The organism is Litorimonas taeanensis (genome assembly GCF_003634015.1).
GTDB classification, from domain to species: Bacteria; Pseudomonadota; Alphaproteobacteria; order Caulobacterales; family Maricaulaceae; genus Litorimonas; species Litorimonas taeanensis.
Genome location: NZ_RBII01000002.1, coordinates 25,321 through 44,083 on the forward strand (window position 1 = coordinate 25,321; position 18,763 = coordinate 44,083).

General features: G+C 46.7%; 14 protein-coding genes. 7 read left to right on the forward strand and 7 right to left on the reverse strand.

The window, feature by feature from the left end:
• Positions 1–42: 42 nt before the first annotated feature.
• Complete coding sequence (locus DES40_RS07985) at positions 43–2,598, forward strand: PAS domain-containing hybrid sensor histidine kinase/response regulator (protein WP_121100576.1); 2,556 nt, start codon at positions 43–45, stop codon at positions 2,596–2,598.
• Between the two features lie 37 nt (positions 2,599–2,635).
• On the opposite strand, the gene DES40_RS07990 is transcribed toward DES40_RS07985, so the two are convergent.
• Genes DES40_RS07990 through DES40_RS08005 form a run of 4 tightly spaced genes read right to left on the reverse strand, consistent with a single transcriptional unit; the run spans position 2,636 to position 5,677 of the window.
• The gene (locus DES40_RS07990; protein ID WP_121100577.1) at positions 2,636–3,103 is read right to left on the reverse strand and encodes a Dps family protein; all 468 of its coding nucleotides are present in this window, start codon (positions 3,101–3,103) and stop codon (positions 2,636–2,638) included.
• A gap of 30 nt (positions 3,104–3,133) precedes the next feature.
• Positions 3,134–4,027, reverse strand: coding sequence for a prephenate dehydratase (locus DES40_RS07995; RefSeq protein WP_121100579.1), 894 nt, complete (start codon positions 4,025–4,027; stop codon positions 3,134–3,136).
• Positions 4,028–4,031: 4 nt separating this feature from the next.
• The gene (locus DES40_RS08000; protein ID WP_121100581.1) at positions 4,032–4,883 is read right to left on the reverse strand and encodes a prephenate dehydrogenase; all 852 of its coding nucleotides are present in this window, start codon (positions 4,881–4,883) and stop codon (positions 4,032–4,034) included.
• Positions 4,880–5,677 (reverse strand): hypothetical protein, encoded by a 798-nt coding sequence (locus tag DES40_RS08005; protein WP_121100583.1) that lies wholly within the window; start codon positions 5,675–5,677, stop codon positions 4,880–4,882. Before DES40_RS08005 ends, DES40_RS08000 begins: the two co-directional genes overlap by 4 nt.
• 160 nt (positions 5,678–5,837) lie before the next feature.
• Here DES40_RS08005 and DES40_RS08010 point away from each other — a divergent pair, with 160 nt between their 5' ends.
• Positions 5,838–6,503 carry a hypothetical protein gene (locus DES40_RS08010; RefSeq protein ID WP_121100585.1) on the forward strand — a complete coding sequence of 222 codons (666 nt, stop codon included), beginning with the start codon at positions 5,838–5,840 and terminating at the stop codon, positions 6,501–6,503.
• Positions 6,504–6,670: 167 nt separating this feature from the next.
• On the forward strand, positions 6,671–8,572 hold the full coding sequence (locus tag DES40_RS13190) for a hypothetical protein (protein ID WP_170144932.1): 1,902 nt from the start codon (positions 6,671–6,673) through the stop codon (positions 8,570–8,572).
• Positions 8,573–8,604: 32 nt separating this feature from the next.
• On the opposite strand, the gene DES40_RS08030 is transcribed toward DES40_RS13190, so the two are convergent.
• Positions 8,605–9,147, reverse strand: coding sequence for an SRPBCC family protein (locus DES40_RS08030; protein ID WP_121100592.1), 543 nt, complete (start codon positions 9,145–9,147; stop codon positions 8,605–8,607).
• A gap of 235 nt (positions 9,148–9,382) precedes the next feature.
• Between DES40_RS08030 and DES40_RS08035 the strand changes: the two genes are divergently transcribed.
• Together DES40_RS08035 and yghU are read left to right on the forward strand one after the other, a co-directional pair.
• Positions 9,383–10,879, forward strand: coding sequence for an FMN-binding glutamate synthase family protein (locus tag DES40_RS08035; RefSeq protein WP_407656788.1), 1,497 nt, complete (start codon positions 9,383–9,385; stop codon positions 10,877–10,879).
• Positions 10,880–10,962: 83 nt separating this feature from the next.
• Complete coding sequence (gene yghU / locus DES40_RS08040) at positions 10,963–11,799, forward strand: glutathione-dependent disulfide-bond oxidoreductase (RefSeq protein WP_121100594.1); 837 nt, start codon at positions 10,963–10,965, stop codon at positions 11,797–11,799.
• Between the two features lie 120 nt (positions 11,800–11,919).
• Here the strand turns inward: yghU and DES40_RS08045 are convergent, their stop codons facing one another.
• Complete coding sequence (locus tag DES40_RS08045) at positions 11,920–12,699, reverse strand: YebC/PmpR family DNA-binding transcriptional regulator (protein ID WP_121100596.1); 780 nt, start codon at positions 12,697–12,699, stop codon at positions 11,920–11,922.
• Positions 12,700–12,947: 248 nt separating this feature from the next.
• Between DES40_RS08045 and DES40_RS08050 the strand changes: the two genes are divergently transcribed.
• Both DES40_RS08050 and DES40_RS08060 read left to right on the forward strand, forming a co-directional pair.
• Positions 12,948–15,212, forward strand: a complete 2,265-nt coding sequence (locus DES40_RS08050; protein WP_233345528.1) for a DEAD/DEAH box helicase — start codon at positions 12,948–12,950, stop codon at positions 15,210–15,212.
• A 758-nt stretch (positions 15,213–15,970) separates the two neighbouring features.
• Positions 15,971–17,941, forward strand: coding sequence for an ATP-binding protein (locus DES40_RS08060; RefSeq protein WP_121100600.1), 1,971 nt, complete (start codon positions 15,971–15,973; stop codon positions 17,939–17,941).
• 253 nt (positions 17,942–18,194) lie between these two features.
• On the opposite strand, the gene DES40_RS08065 is transcribed toward DES40_RS08060, so the two are convergent.
• A complete protein-coding gene (locus tag DES40_RS08065; protein WP_121102869.1) occupies positions 18,195–18,695 on the reverse strand; it encodes a lactoylglutathione lyase family protein in 501 nt (166 codons plus the stop codon).
• Between the last annotated feature and the right edge of the window lie 68 nt (positions 18,696–18,763).

The window sequence follows — 18,763 nt, forward strand, 5'->3', positions numbered from 1 at the left end:
CTAGAATCATCAATGTGATGTAACTTTAGTTTAGGCTGATCAATGAGCGACACTCCCCCCCTGCCCAAGCAGGTCAGTAAATCAGAAATAGACCAACAGATCTCGCCTGAATATCGCGATCAATTTTTAGATATATTATGTCGACACTTAGATGTCAGTGTCTCCATCTTGGATAAAGACCTCAATTACCAATTTATCTCAGATGCGGCCTATAAACAGCTCGGCATCACTCCAAAACAGTTAAAGGTTGGGGACCCTCTCTCACATTGTCATGATTTGATGATGGAAAACGGGCTACTGACTCAAAAAATTCTCGATAAGAACAAACTCTCTTCTGAAGAACAATCAAAAGCCGAAAAGACAGAGAAAGACGTCAAACGACAACTTATGACGCTCGGTAATGGCAGAACGCATCACCATGTCCGCAAGTCCCTGCCGAATGACTTTACCATTTCCATTTCAGAAGACGTCTCTGACCTCGTAGAAAAAGAGAAAATCCTTGAGCGCTCTTTAGCGATTGGGAACGCGGGATATTGGACATATAATTTCAATACAAAACAGTATCAATTTAGCACTTCACTCGTCACCTATTTTGGCAAAGAGAAAATCGCAATGATCCGCAAATACGGTATTTTGTCGATTGTTGAAGACGACGACAAAGAAAGATACCGTACGGCCATAGCAAACCTCGTAAAGCATGGTAAAAAATTCGACGTTATGGGCCGCTCCAAAACGGTGAATGGGAATGTGCGTTGGCATCACACGACAGCAGAACTCATTCGCGACGCCGCAGGCAGACCTTTACAAATTTGGTCGTTTGTTCAGGACAAAACCAGAGATAAATATCAAGCCGAGGCTCTTGAACACGCAAAAGACAAAGCTATCGCAGCCAGTAAAGCGAAGTCAGAGTTTCTCGCCAATATGAGCCATGAAATCCGCACACCCATGAACGGAATTTTGGGCATGGCAGAACTGCTCGCCAATACTAATATCGATGAACGTCAAAAAGAGTTTGTCGAAGTCATCAATAACAGCGCCGCTGCGCTCTTAACGATTATCAACGACATTTTAGACTTCTCTAAAATCGAGGCCGGCGCGCTTGAGCTGGACCCTATTCCGTTTGATTTGAAGACAGCTATCAATGATGTCACGTCACTCTTGGTGGCCAAAGCTCAAGAAAAGAATTTAGAACTCATTATCAATTACCCTCCCGACATGCCAAAGCATTTTATTGGGGACGGCGGGCGTCTACGCCAAGTGCTTACGAATTTGATTGGCAATGCTATTAAATTCACCAGTGAAGGCCATATTGCCATTAATGTGGATGTTTCCGAACCTAGAGACGGCACATGCTTCATTCGCTTGGATGTCGCCGATACTGGCATTGGTATTCCAAAAGAAAAGCTCGGCCATATCTTTGATAAGTTCACCCAAGCTGATGGCTCAACAACGCGCGTTTACGGCGGCACAGGCCTTGGTCTTGCCATCACGAAAAGCATCGTAGAAATGATGGGCGGACGTGTCAGCCTGACATCTGAACTGGGTGTAGGTTCAGTCTTCTCTGTTCAAGTGCCGCTTCCAATTGATGAGAATGCTGTACACCACCCCCTAAATTCCTCCTCTCTCTTTGGCAAACGGGCTTTGATCGTTGATGACATCAAGATCAACCGTCAAATTTTCACGGAGCAATTACGATGCTGGGGCGTGGACACAGAAACCGCAGAAGATGGTGTGGAAGGTCTTGCAAAACTTAAGACCAGCCTAGAAGAGAACAAACCCTTCGATTTTGTGGTACTCGACTATTTAATGCCGGGGATTAACGGCATTGAGTGGGCGCAAATGATTAGCCAAAACTCGACTATTCCCAATTTGCCTATCCTGATGCTCTCTTCCTGTGACCCCTCTATTTCTTCGGTCGATATGAAAAAAATTGGCATTGTTGGCCACCATGTAAAGCCTGTTCGTGAAGCTCGCCTGCACAAAGCTTTGCAAGAGTTAACCTCTATGCCGAAAATGGCTCAGCCCGCTCCACCGAGCCCGCAACCGCCTGTGGCTGAGACACAGCCGCCCATCGAAGACAAGCTTGAGACACGTATTATGCCGACGCCGGTACCAACTCGGGCCAGCCCAATCGCGTCCGAACAAAATAGCCCGCAAATAGAGGCCAAAGAGCCTGAACAGACGGCGAAGACTGAAATTTTATTTGCAGAAGATTTTCCTCTTAACCAAGAGGTCGTAAGGCTCATGCTCGTAGAATCACCCTACACACCTCATTTTGTCAATAACGGTCAAGAAGCGTTAAACCTTTATAAAGCCGATCCTGCCCGTTTCCCTGTCATTGTCATGGATGTATCTATGCCCGTCATGGATGGTTACGAAGCCTCTGGCCAGATCATAGCCTATGAGAAAGAGATGGGGCTAGAACATACGCCCATTATCGCTTTAACAGGTCACGCGCTCAAAAATGATCGCCAAGCCTGTATTGATGCAGGGATGGATGATTTTCTCTCTAAGCCGGTCAAACAAACTGAATTATTCGACCGGATTAAGTTTCATCTAAATCAGCTTAATGCCAACCCCATAGCGAAAGCGGGCTAGGCATTAAGTCACTAAAAGCTTTAAGTCACATAAGACCTTAAGCCGCTGTTGCGCGAAGCATCCAAGCTGTTTTCTCATGTAAAGTGACGCGCGGCGCAACAATATCAGCCGTAGCGTCGTCCCCTGCCTCCTCGGCGACACGTAACACATCTCTAGCTGTTTTAGCCACTTGTTCATGCCCTTTAGCAAGCGTCGTCACCATTGCTTTCCAGTCTGGACGGCCAGATTCTTCTGTCAAATTCGACAAGGCCGCCATCTCTGCATAAGACCCCGGCGCATAATGCCCTAAGGCACGAATACGCTCGGCCAACTCATCAACGGCAGTCCACATTTCTGTATACTGTTCCATAAATTGAATATGAAGTTGTTGGAAATGTGGCCCTTCGACGTTCCAGTGATAACCATGGGTCTTTAAATAGAGCGTATATGTATCCGCCAAGAGACGACTAACGGCTTCTGCAGACACTTTTCTGTCCGCCGCTTTAATACCAATATTAATATCCATGATTTTTACCTTTCCAATAACTCTCTCTACTTAAACTGACAAGAACCCCGAAACCACGCTGCGAAGTGGGCTTGAAGAATAACAGCCAATGACTTTCAAGAATGACGTATTATTCGCCAGTTCAGACAAAGCTTTTTCACCCAGCTCTGAAAATCGATTGACGGCTATATCCACGTAAAATGTAGGCGCTTCTCTAAGGCCAGAAACCATATAGGTTTCAAGTTTCACCACATTCACATCATTTTCAGCGATAGCGCTCAGGGCCTTAAGTAACGATCCGGGCGTATGTTTCACTTGGAAAATTACAGTCGTAATAGCCCGTAAATTCGCAAGATTGTCGGGCTGTACGGGCTGGCGGCTTAGCACATGGAATCTGGTGTAATTTTGTTTGATATTTTGAATATCTTCCGCGACGACCGATAAATTATAGATATCCGCCGCGCGTTTAGAGCAAATAGCCGCTTTCGTTTCTAATGCGGTTTCGGATACATATTTTGCTGAACTTGCCGTATCTGACATGCTCACAGCTTCGGCGTCTGGTAATTTACTCGACATCCAATCACGGCACTGCATCAGAGCCTGCTTGTGACTATAGACATTTTCGATTTCTTTAAGGTCTATCTCTTTATCTTTGTCCGAAGGTGTTGGCACAGCCAAACAATGCGCAATTTCTACGAAATGTTCCGCCACAATGCTAAGGTTTATCAAATCAAGAATTTGATAAAGATCTGCAACTCGGCCCGCTATGGAATTTTCTACGGGTACGACCCCCTTATCCACCACGCCTTGCTCCGTGGCTTCAACAATTTCATGAATACTTGCAAACCCGACTAACTTTTCGTTTTTAAAAAGTTCCTCGGCCGCTTGATGGGTATAAGACCCTTTTGACCCTAAATACCCAATTCGAGATTGACGCGCATTCATAGTGTTACCTTAATTTTTGACGCTCATTTTTTGCAAGATTTATAGTCTGCATGACACGTTCTGAATCAGAATTCTCAATCGTTTCGACAAAATCATTTACCACTCGTAAAACATCTTTCAAAGACTTAAGAATTTTGCCTTTATTATATTCGAAAATGTCCACCCACATGGCAGGATCACTTTGGGCGATACGAGTAAAATCGTAAAACCCGCCCGCGCAAAAATCAATATAGTCGACACCCTCATCGGTTTTAAACTCTGTGCCAGCCTTCATGTAAGAAAATGCCAATAAATGCGGTAAATGCGACACATAGGCCATTATCTCATCATGAGCATCTGGCGCCATAGAGACGACATCGGCGCCCAGCATTTCGAAAAATTCTACTGTTTTACGACAGGCGTCTTCATCAACAGTCTCAGGCGGTGTGAGGATTATTTTCCGGCTATCAAACATATCTGAACGGCCATGTAATGGGCCAGCCAAATGGCTACCAGCCATAGGGTGAGCGGGAATAAACCGGTTAAATTCGGGCCGTACTTCAAGCAATCTATTATAGACAACGCTCTTTACCGAACCCACATCCAGAACAATTGTCTTTGGCCCAGACAAATCGATAGCTTCGGGTAATATTTTAACGATGGCACTCAGAGGTGTTGCTAAAATTATAAAATCAAAATCTTCGGTTATATCGTGAATATCATTGGAGGTTGCATGGCATAAGTCATGTTCCAAAGCTTGTTTCAGAACATCGTCACTCGCATCGACGGCCAGAATGTGCGCAGAGGTCTCTGCACGCATAACCGCCCTAGCAATTGATGACCCAATCAACCCTAAGCCAATGATTGCGACTTTCATGATACGCCGCTTGGTCTTTCCAGAGAAGATTGCATAGAAGTTGGATAACTTCTCATGAAGTTAAGGTTACACAGGTATTTCGTTGCGACGGCAAAATCTTTCAAAAATTCATCCACGCGTGACATATCCATATCAAGCTGAATGACGTTTCTTGAAATTGTGTTTCTTACGATAACGCTGTTAAAGTCTGACACTTGATCAAATTGAAGCGGCAAGGTCATACCGTCACAGCTGACTGTGGTCGCCAAAGATGACTTCTGAACAACTTCAAATTTACGGAACCGTTCTTCCCCATCAAAAACGCCGCCTATGGAAATACTGGCTTCCGCCACTTCTAAATCAAAAGATGATAGAGTTTGCGTTGACGTCGTTTGTAGGAAGCTTTGAATTTCTGAATATTTGCTCATGCCAGCGATTTCGTCACTACTGTCCAAACCGAGCATGTGACACCACTGCTTTAGATTTTTAAAAGAAGCAAACCCACCGCTTAAGAGAGCGCGGCCATAGTTCAAAGCTCCATAAGATTGCCCATCTGAAAATCTGGACCCGACGCCGACTAAATCAATCAATTTTGTCATACGGCCTGAACCGCTTCCGATTAAGAGATAGTTAGATAACAACATTGAACAAAAGACGACATCCAAGACAGCTTGGCTCGGTTCCGTTATCTTATAGCGAACGACAAGCAAGCGTGAATCACCGTTTGAAAACGCGTTTAAGTCTTCTTTCAATGTCTGGATTTCTTCGCTGGTGTAAGCTTTGGGCCCGTTTTTCATATTGATAAGCTTTGACATAACTTCACCATAATGGGTTCAATGAATAGAATGAGGGTTTGGCCTCTAATGCATTTACCTTGATGGTACAACACTTTGTGGTTACGAAGAACATCAAGTCTGCCCTTAATGTATGGCTGAATTAGGGGAGCATAGGCAATTTAGAGGGGTAAATTTTGTCATGAACAGACAACAAATCAACAGTGCATCTGCCTTTGGAACCTCTTTAATATTAGCGGCTACCTCTGTTATACTGGCTCCGAAAGTCAGCCAAATGGCCCTGCTCCCTCAAATTATATATGCTCTTTTTGCAACGATAGGATTCTATTCGATTTTCACTCTCTTGAAACGAGGGCTCACGCGATATTACTTACGCGGCATTCTTGGTAAATGGTATTATGTGACGGCCCCCTTTAGCTTCTCTTCGTTCAAAGACGCAAATTACGCTGTGATGACGTTTTACATCTCGGCAAAGGGCAATCTTGATTACAAAGTCGATTTATACCCAACAAGAAAAGGGCTAGAAGAGCCGGGTTCAGAGAGAAGCCGCGGACATGCTTATACAAAATCTTGTCGTTATCACGAAGCCGATCGCAAATTAGATCTGGTCTTTAATGTCAATTATGCTGGTGAAACAGGACAGGCGACACGGGACGGCAGATTATTTTTACGCTTTGTTGAAGCGGGACATCTTGAGGGCGATTGGGTCAGTGAAGTGTCTCTGCATACAGATGACAGCCTTCAAGAGAGGCAATTATCAACAGGCCGCATGATTGCGGCCCGGCCCGATAAATTTTTTGAAATCACAGATAAGGCCCTTAAAAACGCCATAGATACGAAAGTGTAACGCCCCATTAAGTCATATCCCTTCATGTCTGACTAATTTTTAACACCCGTTAGAGTATTCTTCTGCCAACACCCTCTTGGCGGATGTTAGACTTACCCTTATGGCTAAGAGATTAGGGTTGCTAATTTGGCGGCGATATTAGGGTTCCAACGCGTGTGAAGGGGTCAATGACATATACTGACCACTACCCCTTGCCTCCTCATCATGGCGATTTCTCTCCCTATTTGGATGATGATCCCGTCATAGATTTCTTTGAGGACGATGCGCAGCGCGTTACATCGATTATCGCAGCTGTTATGGCCGTGCATGTGGCATTGATTTTGGTTCTATCGCCAAATTTCATTTTGCCTGATTTGATAACTGAAGAGCCCGAAGTAGTTCCAGTTCAAATCGTGACTTTTGACCCAACGCCGCCAGAAGAACCAACTCCAGCGCCTGAACCAGAAGTCTTGCGCCCTGCAACCCCTGCTCCAGCCGTGACCCCACGCCCCAAGCCCAGACCGAAACCCGAACCCATTGCGCCACAACCTCCGGCTCCAGAACCTATAGCTGAACCAGAACCAGAACCTGAACCTGAACCCCTACCAGAACCTATAGCTGAACCCGAGCCTATTCCTGAACCTATTATCGAGCCAGAGCCTATAGTTGAACCAGAACCTGAAATTATACCGCCTACGCCTGAAATCATCTCTCAACCAATGGTCGAGCCCGAGCCCACAATAGAGCCTTTGCCCGTTGAACGGCTTAACCCTGAGCCAGAGCCTGAACCTATTCCTGAGCCTGAACCTATTCCTGAGCCAGAGCCCATTCCTGAGCCAGAGCCCATTCCTGAGCCAGAGCCCATTCCAGAGCCTGTTCCTGAACCAGAACCCATTATCGAACCAGACCCGATTGCCGAGCCAGAAGTAATTCTAGAAGAATTGCCAATTGAAGAAGCGCCAATCATAGAAGACTTTCCAGAGTCTCTTGATTCACCGCTTATCGAAGACCCTCTCCCCGAGGCCCCCATCGTGGATGCCCCATTGATTGAACCAGAGCCTGACTTAGAGCTTGCCCCCCTCATCACGCCTGACCCAATTGACGAAGCGCCAATAGCGGGCCCCGTCATCGAAGAAGAAATATTGCCAGAAGAGCCCGAAGACATCTTAGCGCCCATTACGCCTGAGCCCATTATCGAGCCAAACCCAGTGCCGCCAACACCCGAAACAATTGACCCGCCTGATGTCGCAGAGCCAGCACCTATTGCTCCAGAAACCTTGACCACGGCACCCACTATTTTGGCATCACCCGATGCACCCGTCACACCTGACGAAATAGAAACAGCCATACCGCAATCACAATCAAGCCCGATGGAAGACTTGCTCCGCCGCCCCGTTGGGTTACCTCCAACCACACCCGGGCAAGGCGGACCTACGAGCAGGAATCCCTTAATAGCTGGACCGAGTACTGGCGGCGGGAACGGAATTCCGCCCAGCGGCGGAACACGCCGTACTGCACCGGGCGCAAATGGCTGGACGCTAGCCCCTGGACCCTCGAGCCCTGGCGCAGGCTATGACGGTCTCGTGTTGGATATTCGATGCCGCGAGGCCAACAGAACGCATGAAAACTGCCCTGAATATTTACGAACCTATCAAGGCCGCAACAGCGCCGGATGGGAAAGTTTCAATGGTATGGCCGGAACTGGCACTGATCGCGGTGAAACTAGCGCAAATGGTCTAACGAGGCGTCCAGACACTGCCGGACAAGTTGGCGGAGGACAGAATATCTGGAAGGTACCCCTTGGTGATAATTCCTTTAATGGCGGCGGCCCTTCCACCACGGTATTGGATGATGTCGGCGGTTTTAATAATACATTCCGCTCCAATCCTGTTCGTAGTACAAATAAATTTCTCGAACCTGTCGAAGTCCCTAAAACAGATGCCATTGATCCCAATAATTGGGCCTTAAAGTTAAACGCCCCTGAACCAGAATCCCGTGTGACAAATACCCTTGAAACTGACACAGACGAATCTGAGTCCGTTCAACCCCTGCCCGATTGGATGCGCGCCGAAACCGTACCAGACCCCTAAAGGCACTCTTTCCTAAAATAGCGCTTTTTGCGTTAGTCCCGATTGGCTTCTACGATAGTTCTCAACCGTAATAACGCAGCATCTAAATCTCGTTCACGACCAGATTTAACGAGGTATTGCCTTAATCGCCCAAGATAAGGAAACCCAGGTTGCGGAAAGGCGTGATTGGATAAGACAGTTACAGTCTCATCTTGGTTTGATGTTAACGCATGGGTCATTAAACTACTCTTGCCCGCAATATTTAAACTAATTTGGACAAATTCTCCCGCTTGAGATTGAACGATTTCGCGGCTACCAAACTCAAAATTTTCAGGGCCATTTTGCCAGGCTTGCGTTTGCCCTGTCCCATAATCTGCGCCTCCGGTAATAATGGCTGTATTCCCCAGATAGAGATCAAGCGCCGCCCAATTTTGATGTTGCTCGAGATCTTCTAGATAAGGGAAAACATCATCAATATAAGCGTCCATGACAATGGACCGCTCTACTGTCAGCGTATTTGGCATAAAAAAACCAGCAACGCACCCACCGATGAAAATCAGAAAAATGCTCAATACAGATATTAAAAAAAGCTTCATCAGTGTTATCCTTAGGTTGAGCTTAGGCAATGATATAATAATATTCCCTAAATCCATCCCCACTTTGATACATTAGGTTATTGTCATGGATTATCACGTCATAGGCTATGCCAGACGACTTGCCGAGCCTCAATATCAAGCGCATAAGTCAACAGAATACCAACTAAGGATGAGAAACATCTAAATGCTCTCAAATCGCTCATTTAATCTTACTTTTCAGGTGGATCTCACCCCTATGGAACATGCGACGAGCTTTGCCATGCGGGGATTAAATCTTCTGGGGTCGCTTTTCCTGTTTGTCATTGGAATGTTGGTCATCACAGGCTTGATATTCTTCATTATCGATATCACCCAGACAAAAAGTGCCATCCGACGAAACTACCCAGTTATAGGGCGGTTTCGGACTGTGTTTTCAAAACTCGGGGAATTTTTTAGACAATATTTTTTCGCTCAGGATCGTGAAGAAATGCCCTTCAACCGCGCAGAGCGAGAATGGGTAAACCATGTTGCCGATCATGGCGCTGATGTTGTTCCCTTCGGTTCAACGAAAGTCCTCTCGCCCGGCACACCTATTTTCGCCAATGGTTTATTTCCAAAACTTCAAGACGAGCATGAAAACCTGCCTGCCTTTATTATTGGGAAAAACACGCGGCACCCATATGCCCCCAAAAGTTTCTTTAATATTTCCGCCATGAGCTATGGCAGTCTATCCAAACCTGCTGTCCAAGCCCTCTCTCATGGGGCCGCTTTGGCAGGATGTTATTTAAATACGGGCGAAGGCGGTGTGTCTCCTTATCATTTAGAGGGTAAATGCGACGTCATTTATCAGCTTGGGACAGCAAAATTTGGGGCACGAAACCCAGACGGCACATTGAATGAAGAGAGGCTTAGAAAAATTTGCGAAAACCCGCATATTCGCATGGTAGAAATTAAACTCTCCCAAGGGGCAAAGCCCGGTAAAGGCGGTATATTACCCGGCAAAAAAGTGACGGCTGAAATTGCAGAGATACGCCACATTCCCGAAGGGTTAGATGCTATCTCTCCTAACCGGCATATTGATGCCGCTAACCCAGAAGAGCTGCTTGACCTTGTGCATAACGTAAGAGAAGTCTCTGGGCGGCCAACGGGGCTCAAATTTTGTATTGGGAATCCCCTACCCATTATCGATCTAATGAAAGCCATTAAACAACGAGGCGAAGAGAGTGCGCCAGATTATATCGTTATTGATGGCGGCGAAGGCGGAACGGGTGCCGCGCCCCTCCCTCTCATCGACAATACAGGTTTAACTATACGTGAGAGTTTACCCTTAATGGATGACCTCTTGCGTGAATATGGATTACGAGACCGCGTCGCCCTAATTGCCAGCGGCAAACTTATTACACCCGCCGATGTCGCATGGGCCTTTTGCGCGGGCGCTGATCTTGTTAATGCCGCGCGGGGCTTCATGTTTGCCTTGGGCTGCATCCAAGCCTTGAAATGCGACAAAAATACGTGCCCCACGGGAATTACGACACATAATCACCGCCTTCAGCGCGGTTTGGACCCTTCGAACAAGGCCGTACGCGTTCGTAATTATGTCAAAAGCATAAAAAAAGAAGTCGAAGTCATCTCGCATGCCTGCGGCGTAGATGGTCCGCGAAATCTAACACGGGAACATCTTATGATTATTCAACCTTCGGGGCGGAGCAAGCCCTTTAATCAAGTATGGGATCGTTCACGCTATCAAGATTGAAGCCTTTCAATTTATTGTGAAAGCGCCCTGCCTTGATGATACAGCAAACGACCTTACATTTTCCCTAAACAGAGAGAACCATTATGACTGATATCTATACCCCACCAAAAGTCTGGACATGGGACAAAAGTTCAGGCGGGAAATTCGCCAATATAAACAGACCTATTTCAGGCGCCACGTCTGAAAAAGACTTACCCGTAGGCGAGCACCCGCTGCAGCTCTACTCTTTGGCAACACCCAATGGCGTGAAAGTGACAATCATGCTCGAAGAATTACTCGCCGCCGGGCATTCAGGCGCCGAATATGATGCTTGGGTCACGAATATCCAAGAAGGCGATCAATTCACAAGCGGCTTCGTCTCTGTAAATCCAAATTCTAAAATTCCTGCGCTAATGGATCACAGTACAAACCCGCCCCAGCGCGTTTTTGAATCAGGCTCAATTTTAATGTATCTGGCTGAGAAATTTGGGGCCTTCCTCCCCACAGATTTCACCGCCCGTACTGAGGCGATTTCATGGCTTATGTGGCAAATGGGTAGCGGTCCGTATCTAGGCGGTGGTTTCGGTCACTTCTATGCCTATGCCCCCGAGAAATGGGAGTATCCCATCAACCGTTTTGCTATGGAAGTAAAACGCCAACTCGACGTATTGGATAAACACCTAGCAAAGCATGAATATTTCGCAGGTGATGAATATTCTATCGCAGATATGGCCATATGGCCATGGTATGGCCAGCTCGCTTTGGGCAATATTTACGAAGCAGGAGAGTTTTTGCAAACTCAGGATTATAAAAACGTCCTGCGTTGGACAAACCAAATTGGCGAACGTAAAGCCGTTCAGCGCGGTCGCCGTGTTAACCGAATGTGGGGCCCCGAAGAAGAGCGCGTCCCTAATCGGCATAGCGCTTCTGACCTTGATTAATCGAGTCTTTGCTTAGTCGAGGCCAAGTTCAATCTAATCTGGATCAGATTGATATAAGCCCATAAAAAAGGCGGCTCTGAAATTTAATTCAGAGCCGCCTTCTGAATTATTTAATTCAATTTACTCATCGCCTTCTAGCGTCGCTAAAGCTTCGTCTGTCATATTAAAGCTATGGAATACATTTGAAACATCATCGACATCTTCGAGTGCATCCGTGAGACGAACGACCGCTGCCGCCTGTTCAGGATTATCAATTTCGTTTTGGGCTTTCCAAACCAGATTGACGGATTTGGCTTCACCAAATGTCTTTTCTAGTTCTGCGGCAACATTCCCAAGATCATCACGGGCCGTCCAGATTGTATGAACGGGCTCATACTCATCCCACTGGTCTTCGGCTTCTTCATCTGTCTCGCAATCTTCAGCGCCAGCTTCGATAGCCGCCTCCATCATTGAGTCTTCATCTGTGACCGCTAGAGGGTATTCAATCTTACCCAATTGGTCGAACATGAAAGCAACAGAACCTGTCTCTCCCAAAGCACCGCCATTTTTAGAAAAGGCCGTCCGCACAGCCATCGCAGCGCGGTTCTTATTGTCTGTGCTGGCTTCGACGATGAAACCAATACCGCCGGGACCAAATCCCTCATAACGGATTTCTTCGTAATCATCTCCGTCGCCGCCTGCACCCTTATCAACAGCACGTTGAATATTATCCTTCGGCATGGATTGGCCTTTGGCGTTAGCAATAGCGAGGCGCAAACGCGGATTCATATCAGGGTCAGGGCCGCCCATTTTAGACGCAATCGCAATATCTTTCGCGAGTTTAGAAAAAAGTTTCGAGCGAAGTTTATCCTGACGCCCCTTACGGTGCTGGATATTCGCCCATTTTGAATGGCCTGCCATGGCGAGTCCTTTATACTAAAAATTATTCTGCCCGCCTCTTAACAGATGAGAAGGGCTTATCAAGCTATCTCATCCCTCCCTTCTGTGAGAAAGGGGGCCTTATCCTGTGCATCATGGGCATTGACTCACCTTTTCCCTATACAGTTCGCCCTAAACACCATAGGGGGCGGGGCTTGGGCGTTTAGTATATGATACGCGATGAGGCGGGGCGAATATGCGCCTATACCGAATAGCCCCCGAAAGAAATTATGACAGATATGTCCCCGACCCCTTCCGAAGCGACAGAGGCAGATGCCCCTACAGGCAAAACAGACACCGCTTTGCCCGATACGGTTCACCCTTCTTTGGCGGCCGCTTTGGCGAAAAAGGGATATAAAACTCTGACGCCTGTTCAGTCTGCTGTGCTTGACCCAAAAATCTCTCATTCTGATTTGCTCGTCTCGGCCCAAACGGGTTCAGGAAAAACGGTTGCCTTTGGCCTGGCCCTGGCGCCGACCCTGTTGGGCAAAGAAGACGAATTTGCGCCAACAGAGAGCGCGCTCATAGTAGCGATTGCGCCAACACGTGAGCTAGCCTTGCAGGTCAAACGCGAAATGGAATGGCTATATGGCCAAGCAGGCGCCATTCTGGCGACCTGTGTTGGCGGGATGGATATGCGCACGGAACGCCGCGCATTGGAACGCGGTGCCCATATCGTCGTCGGCACGCCCGGGCGATTATGCGACCACATTAAACGCGGCTCGCTAGATATGAGCGGCGTGAAAGCCGTCGTCCTCGACGAAGCGGATGAAATGTTAAAAATGGGCTTCCGCGAGGAATTAGAGCTCATCCTCAACGCCGCCCCCGAAAACCACCGCAGCCTTATGTTCTCGGCCACTATGCCGGCCTCTATCACCAGCTTGACCAAGAAATACCAAAAAGATGCAGTCCGATTAAAAGTCGTCGCCGACACAAAACAACATCTGGACATTGAATATCGCGCCTTGACGATTGCGCCCGCTGATAGTGAAAATGCCATTTCAAACCTGTTACAATATCATGATGCGAAAAATGCCATCGTGTTCTGCGATACCCGTATGGCCGTCAACCGCATGACGAGCCGATTTGGAAATCGCGGATTCTCGGTTGTGGCCCTATCCGGAGAATTAAGCCAAGCCGAACGTAGCCATGCTATCCAAGCCATGCGAGACGGACGCGCCAAAGTCTGCATCGCCACTGATGTGGCGGCGCGCGGTCTTGACTTGCCTGATCTTGAACTCGTTATCCACGCCTCTATTCCCAAAAACCCCGAAGCCCTGCTCCACCGTTCTGGCCGAACAGGACGCGCCGGACGAAAAGGCATTAGCGCGCTCATCGTGCCCTATAAGGCACAAAGACGAACAGAACGATTACTCCGCGACGCCAAAATAACCGCCAATTGGGGCAAGCCCCCTTCGGCGGAAGAAGTCCTCGCCAAAGACGATGAACGTATGCTCGCCTCTCTCGTGCTCGATACGCCTGTCTCTGATGAAGAACGCGCCATTGTCGATACATTACTGGCCGAGCATTCATCTGAATCTATCGCAATGGCTTTCATCCGCCAATATCGCGCGACGCGCTCTGCGCCAGAGGAATTATCGGCGGCCAATAGCTATAACCCCGCGGATGATAAACGCGGCGGCGAGAGGCGTTCGCGTGAACACCGCGAAACCAGAGGCCGCGATGATTTCGAGGGCGGTATTTGGTTCTGCCTCAATTTGGGCCGCAAACAAAAAGCCGAGCCCCGCTGGATCCTCCCTATGTTATGCAAATCGGGCGAGCTGAAAAAAGGCGAAATCGGCAATATTAAAATTACCGATACGCAGACCTTTGTCGAAGTTGCGCCCAAAGGTGTGGAGCGTTTTGTGGCCGCCATTGGCCCCGAAGGTAAAATCGAAAAAGCCATTACCGCAACCCGGATTGAAGGCAAGCCAGACTTTCAGGCCTCGCGCGGACAAAGAGGCCAAGAGCCCCGCGAACCGCGCGCCAAAAGAGACGGAGCGCCCAAAGGGAAGTCGAATTATAAAGGCAAGTCTGATTACAAGGACAAGTCTGATTATAAGGGAAAGTCTGATTATAAAGGCAAAGCCCCCCGTAAAGATAAACCCAAATATCACGGCAAGTCAGATTACCAAGACAGCCCAGAAAACGCCCGTACACCCGGCCCCGCCCATGACGGCCCCAAAGATGGGATGAATTTCGACAGCAAACCGAAAAAACCGCATAAGAAAAAGCTAGCCCGCGCAGCGGCCAGAGCCGCCGGAAATGCACAAGGCAAAACAGGCGGGAAGCCCCCTAGTAAATCCACTGGTAAATCCACTGGAAAACCCTCTGGTAAACCGTCAGGAAAGACTGGCGGTGGCCGTTCAAATCGTGGCCCCAATAGCGGCCCAAATTCGGAAAGACCCAGCGGAAAACGAACGCCCCCAAACCGCAATAGCGGCGGCACAGGTAAATTAATGCGAAAAGGCCGAAAGCCCGCGAAAAAACGCTAACCCTCCGAACGACATCTCGTGTAGCGAGCAATAGAGGATGCGGCCCCGTATCTTTCTCGATCTATATTAACCTCCGCCCCCAAGTGGCCGCGCAAGCGCGCCATTCATTGGGGCTCGCATTTGGACTGGCATTGGTGCTGGCATTTGGGCGGGGTATTTATATTTAATTACCTCATCTTAAATTCTCTCATTTGCGTCTCTCTTATTTCCTCTCTTGGATGAAAGTGGGCGTCCGTGTGGTCATCGGGTTACGGGCTGGGGAACCCTGGCTAGCGAAAGTTATTTTTGTAACCTTACGGCCACACGGTGACATGTTTCATCCAGATTACTGATGGCCAAAAGACCCCTCATTACAAGGCGTTGATAGCACGCATCAGGCCGCCTCATAACTTTGGGCGCGTTACAACCCAAAGCGTTCAACGACGCATGTCATCTTTATGCCAATCCAACGTACGATCAGGCCCGCCATAAAGAACAAACCTAATTTACCCTCGCTTTGAAGGGCGGGAATTAAAAAACTAAATTTGTCGGTTTTATGGAGGATAGAGCGACAGACCAAAGAGGAATTAAGGGTATTGAAGGGGCTTGGCGGACCATAGGCGAAGCCTAAAAATCGTTCCTCTGAATCGATTTTAGTCGAATAAGGCCACGGCAGTGACATAACGGACTTTGGAAGTAATTGCATAATTGTAAAACGGACTAGTTGCTATCTTTCCGTAGTCGCTGTTAAGCTACCTAACTTGCGAGGTACTAATTTTATGCTTGATACAATCGGTGACAACGAAACCCTAAGCTTGGCGGCAAAGCAAGATTTTGTCAAAAAAACTGTAAATTCAAGTAACCCAGTAAAAGTAATTTCTGAACTCATCTGGAATTCATTGGATGCCGATGCGTCTAACGTATTTGTCACAACTAAGGTAAATGAGCTTGGCGGGGTGGATGAAATTACGGTGAAGGACGATGGAACGGGAATTAACACTCAACAAGCGGTGGAGGCTTTTCAAAAAGTTGGGGGTTCATGGAAGGCACAAAAACAAACTACAGTAGGTAAACGTGCATTACACGGCAAAGAAGGTAAGGGCAGACTACACTTTCATTCCATCGCAGGTTTTGCCAACTGGGAAAGTGTGTCTATGGTAGATGGCACTCTCGAAGCAATTGCAATAGAAATTAAGTCCCTAAATTTAGAAAAGACCGAAATCACAAAAATCCCTGTGAAAGGCGACAAAACTGGCACAATAGCTAAACTATCCGCACTATCGTTAGTTTTTGATGAACTTGACCATCCTGAGATAATAACGCAACTATCTCACATTTTTGCACCTTACTTAATTCGGTATTCAGGCGTGCAGATACACTTTAATGGCGTAAAACTTAATCCCAATATTGACATCGAAAACCGTCGACTAATTCCTGAGTTCAAAGTGACCAGCAACGGTAAAACCATAGTAGTTAACAAGGTCGATTTAGTAATATGGAAGCGTTCAAATGATGAGAGAAAAATATATTATGGCTCTCGACCTGGAGTAATTTTGGACTCACAGCCAGCTAACGTAACTGCGCCAGGTATTTCATTTTCTGCATATGCATACTCTGACTATTTCAATGAAGCCCATGAGAAAGGCTTGTTAGGGCTTGGAGACCTAAATGAGCCAATATTAATTGAAACATTTGAAAAAATACGCGAACGACTTAACAATGTTTTTAGAGAAATTCAGGCGAATTTAAACTCAGGCCTTATCGAAGAGTATAAAAAAAAAGGTATATACCCCTACAAACAAGACCCGCAGAACGCCGCAGAAAAGGCAGAACAGGAAGTCTTCGCTGTAACGACTAGGGTCGCCAGCACATATTCCAAAACCTTCAGAGAGGCTCATGACTCACAAAAAGAAATGATGCTTTCGCTTTTAAAGCAAGCCTTTATCAGTAATCCAGACTCGCTAACTACAATCTTATCTGCCGTTTTCGGTTTACCTAAAAACAAACAAGACGACTTCGCGGATTTGTTGGAAAAAACAGAGTTAGTAAATATAGTAGAAACCGCACAGTTCATTTATGAAAGAATTACGATAATCGAAGTTCTAAAAAAAGTCGTATTTGATAAAGACCTCAGAAAGCATGTCAAAGAACGGGGGCAACTAGACACTCTAATACAGAACAACACTTGGTTATTTGGTGAGAACTTTCACATAACTTTACATGAAGCTGGATTAACTCGCATTATGAACCGTGTTTGCTCAGATATGGGAAAAAAACGCAAAGGCCGTAAGCCAGTTAAAACTATCAAAGGTAAATCTGCTAGAGTCGATACTTTTTTAGGAAGAAGTGTTCCTCACCCTGACGCTGAAAAAAAAGAATTTCTTGTTATTGAGCTGAAGGCCCCAAAGATTAAACTTACTAAAAAAGAAGCTGACCAAATTGAGAACTATGCTTTGACGCTATCCAAACAACATGACTTCAAAGGTACAAATACGGATTGGAATTTCTACTTAATCGGTACTGAATATGATGATTATGTCCGAGATAAAATAACTGAAGACAATAGGCCACAAGGTGTCTTTTACATAAAAAACGGTGTCACTATTTGGATTAAAACTTGGGCGGAAATAATTCGTGCTTGTGAGGGACGATTAGCTTTTATACAGATGAAACTAAACTTAACTATCTCAGATGAAGAAATAAAAAGTCGTATTGACGAGTTGACCGCAAAAATTGCACCACGTAGTTAATTGGTTCTAACCTCACTTTGGGCATAAACCCATTCCATTATTAATCATTCACGATGGATTGTAACAACAGGGCCAACCTGCCGAGCGGTCGATGGTGGGCCCTGCCCTTACATTTGATAGTGTAAAGTGATTTTCTTCAGGAACGCGACATCAGCGGCAAAGCGGACACCCCAATAGTGCGATCGGTATTGGGGTATCTATTTTCATTTCGGCCGTAAATATTATGGCCTTGTCTTTCTTTGGAATGACGTGCTTAGGATGCGTAAGCCCCACTTGAATAAATCAGCTCATAACTATGGCTGTAGATTTCAAATACGATACCAAACGGGTCTTCGACATAGCACATACGATAGGGTTTCTCTCCTGGGTAATATTCTCTGATTGGCATACGTTGCCTGCCCCCTGCCGCCACAATCTTTTCAACAATGCCTTCGACATCTGGGTCTTGGATACAAAAATGAAATGTGCCGTGTTGGCGATAATTCAGGTTTTTATCTGGTGCATGATTTTCAGGAAATTCAAAGATTTCGATTCCAACACGATCGGCCGTCGATAAATGCGCAATACGCAATTTGTTCCAACCGGCCCCAAACACATCCGTGCACATCTGGCCTATGGCACTGTCGTCTTCGACGACTTCGTTCGGCGGCATGATTGTATAGAATCCGAAAACATCGGTATAAAACTTCACCGCGGCCTCTAAATCCGGAACTGACAGGCCAATATGGGAAAATGTACGGGGTGTAGACATCAAATAGTCTCCTCTTGAAATTGAGAACCCCATATGAGCCTTGCTTGCACAAATATAAAATTATGATTTGT

Bases quoted from the DNA above. Each gene is read 5' to 3' on its own strand.
- DES40_RS07985 (WP_121100576.1), top strand. From the start codon at position 43: ATGAGCGACACTCCCCCCCTGCCCAAGCAGGTCAGTAAATCAGAAATA.
- DES40_RS08030 (WP_121100592.1), bottom strand. From the start codon at position 9,147: ATGAAGCTTTTTTTAATATCTGTATTGAGCATTTTTCTGATTTTCATC.
- DES40_RS08035 (WP_407656788.1), top strand. From the start codon at position 9,383: ATGGAACATGCGACGAGCTTTGCCATGCGGGGATTAAATCTTCTGGGG.
- DES40_RS08045 (WP_121100596.1), bottom strand. From the start codon at position 12,699: ATGGCAGGCCATTCAAAATGGGCGAATATCCAGCACCGTAAGGGGCGT.
- DES40_RS08050 (WP_233345528.1), top strand. From the start codon at position 12,948: ATGACAGATATGTCCCCGACCCCTTCCGAAGCGACAGAGGCAGATGCC.
- DES40_RS08060 (WP_121100600.1), top strand. From the start codon at position 15,971: ATGCTTGATACAATCGGTGACAACGAAACCCTAAGCTTGGCGGCAAAG.
- DES40_RS08000 (WP_121100581.1), bottom strand. From the start codon at position 4,883: ATGAAAGTCGCAATCATTGGCTTAGGGTTGATTGGGTCATCAATTGCT.
- DES40_RS08010 (WP_121100585.1), top strand. From the start codon at position 5,838: ATGAACAGACAACAAATCAACAGTGCATCTGCCTTTGGAACCTCTTTA.
- DES40_RS08005 (WP_121100583.1), bottom strand. From the start codon at position 5,677: ATGTCAAAGCTTATCAATATGAAAAACGGGCCCAAAGCTTACACCAGC.
- yghU (WP_121100594.1), top strand. From the start codon at position 10,963: ATGACTGATATCTATACCCCACCAAAAGTCTGGACATGGGACAAAAGT.
- DES40_RS07990 (WP_121100577.1), bottom strand. From the start codon at position 3,103: ATGGATATTAATATTGGTATTAAAGCGGCGGACAGAAAAGTGTCTGCA.
- DES40_RS13190 (WP_170144932.1), top strand. From the start codon at position 6,671: ATGACATATACTGACCACTACCCCTTGCCTCCTCATCATGGCGATTTC.
- DES40_RS07995 (WP_121100579.1), bottom strand. From the start codon at position 4,027: ATGAATGCGCGTCAATCTCGAATTGGGTATTTAGGGTCAAAAGGGTCT.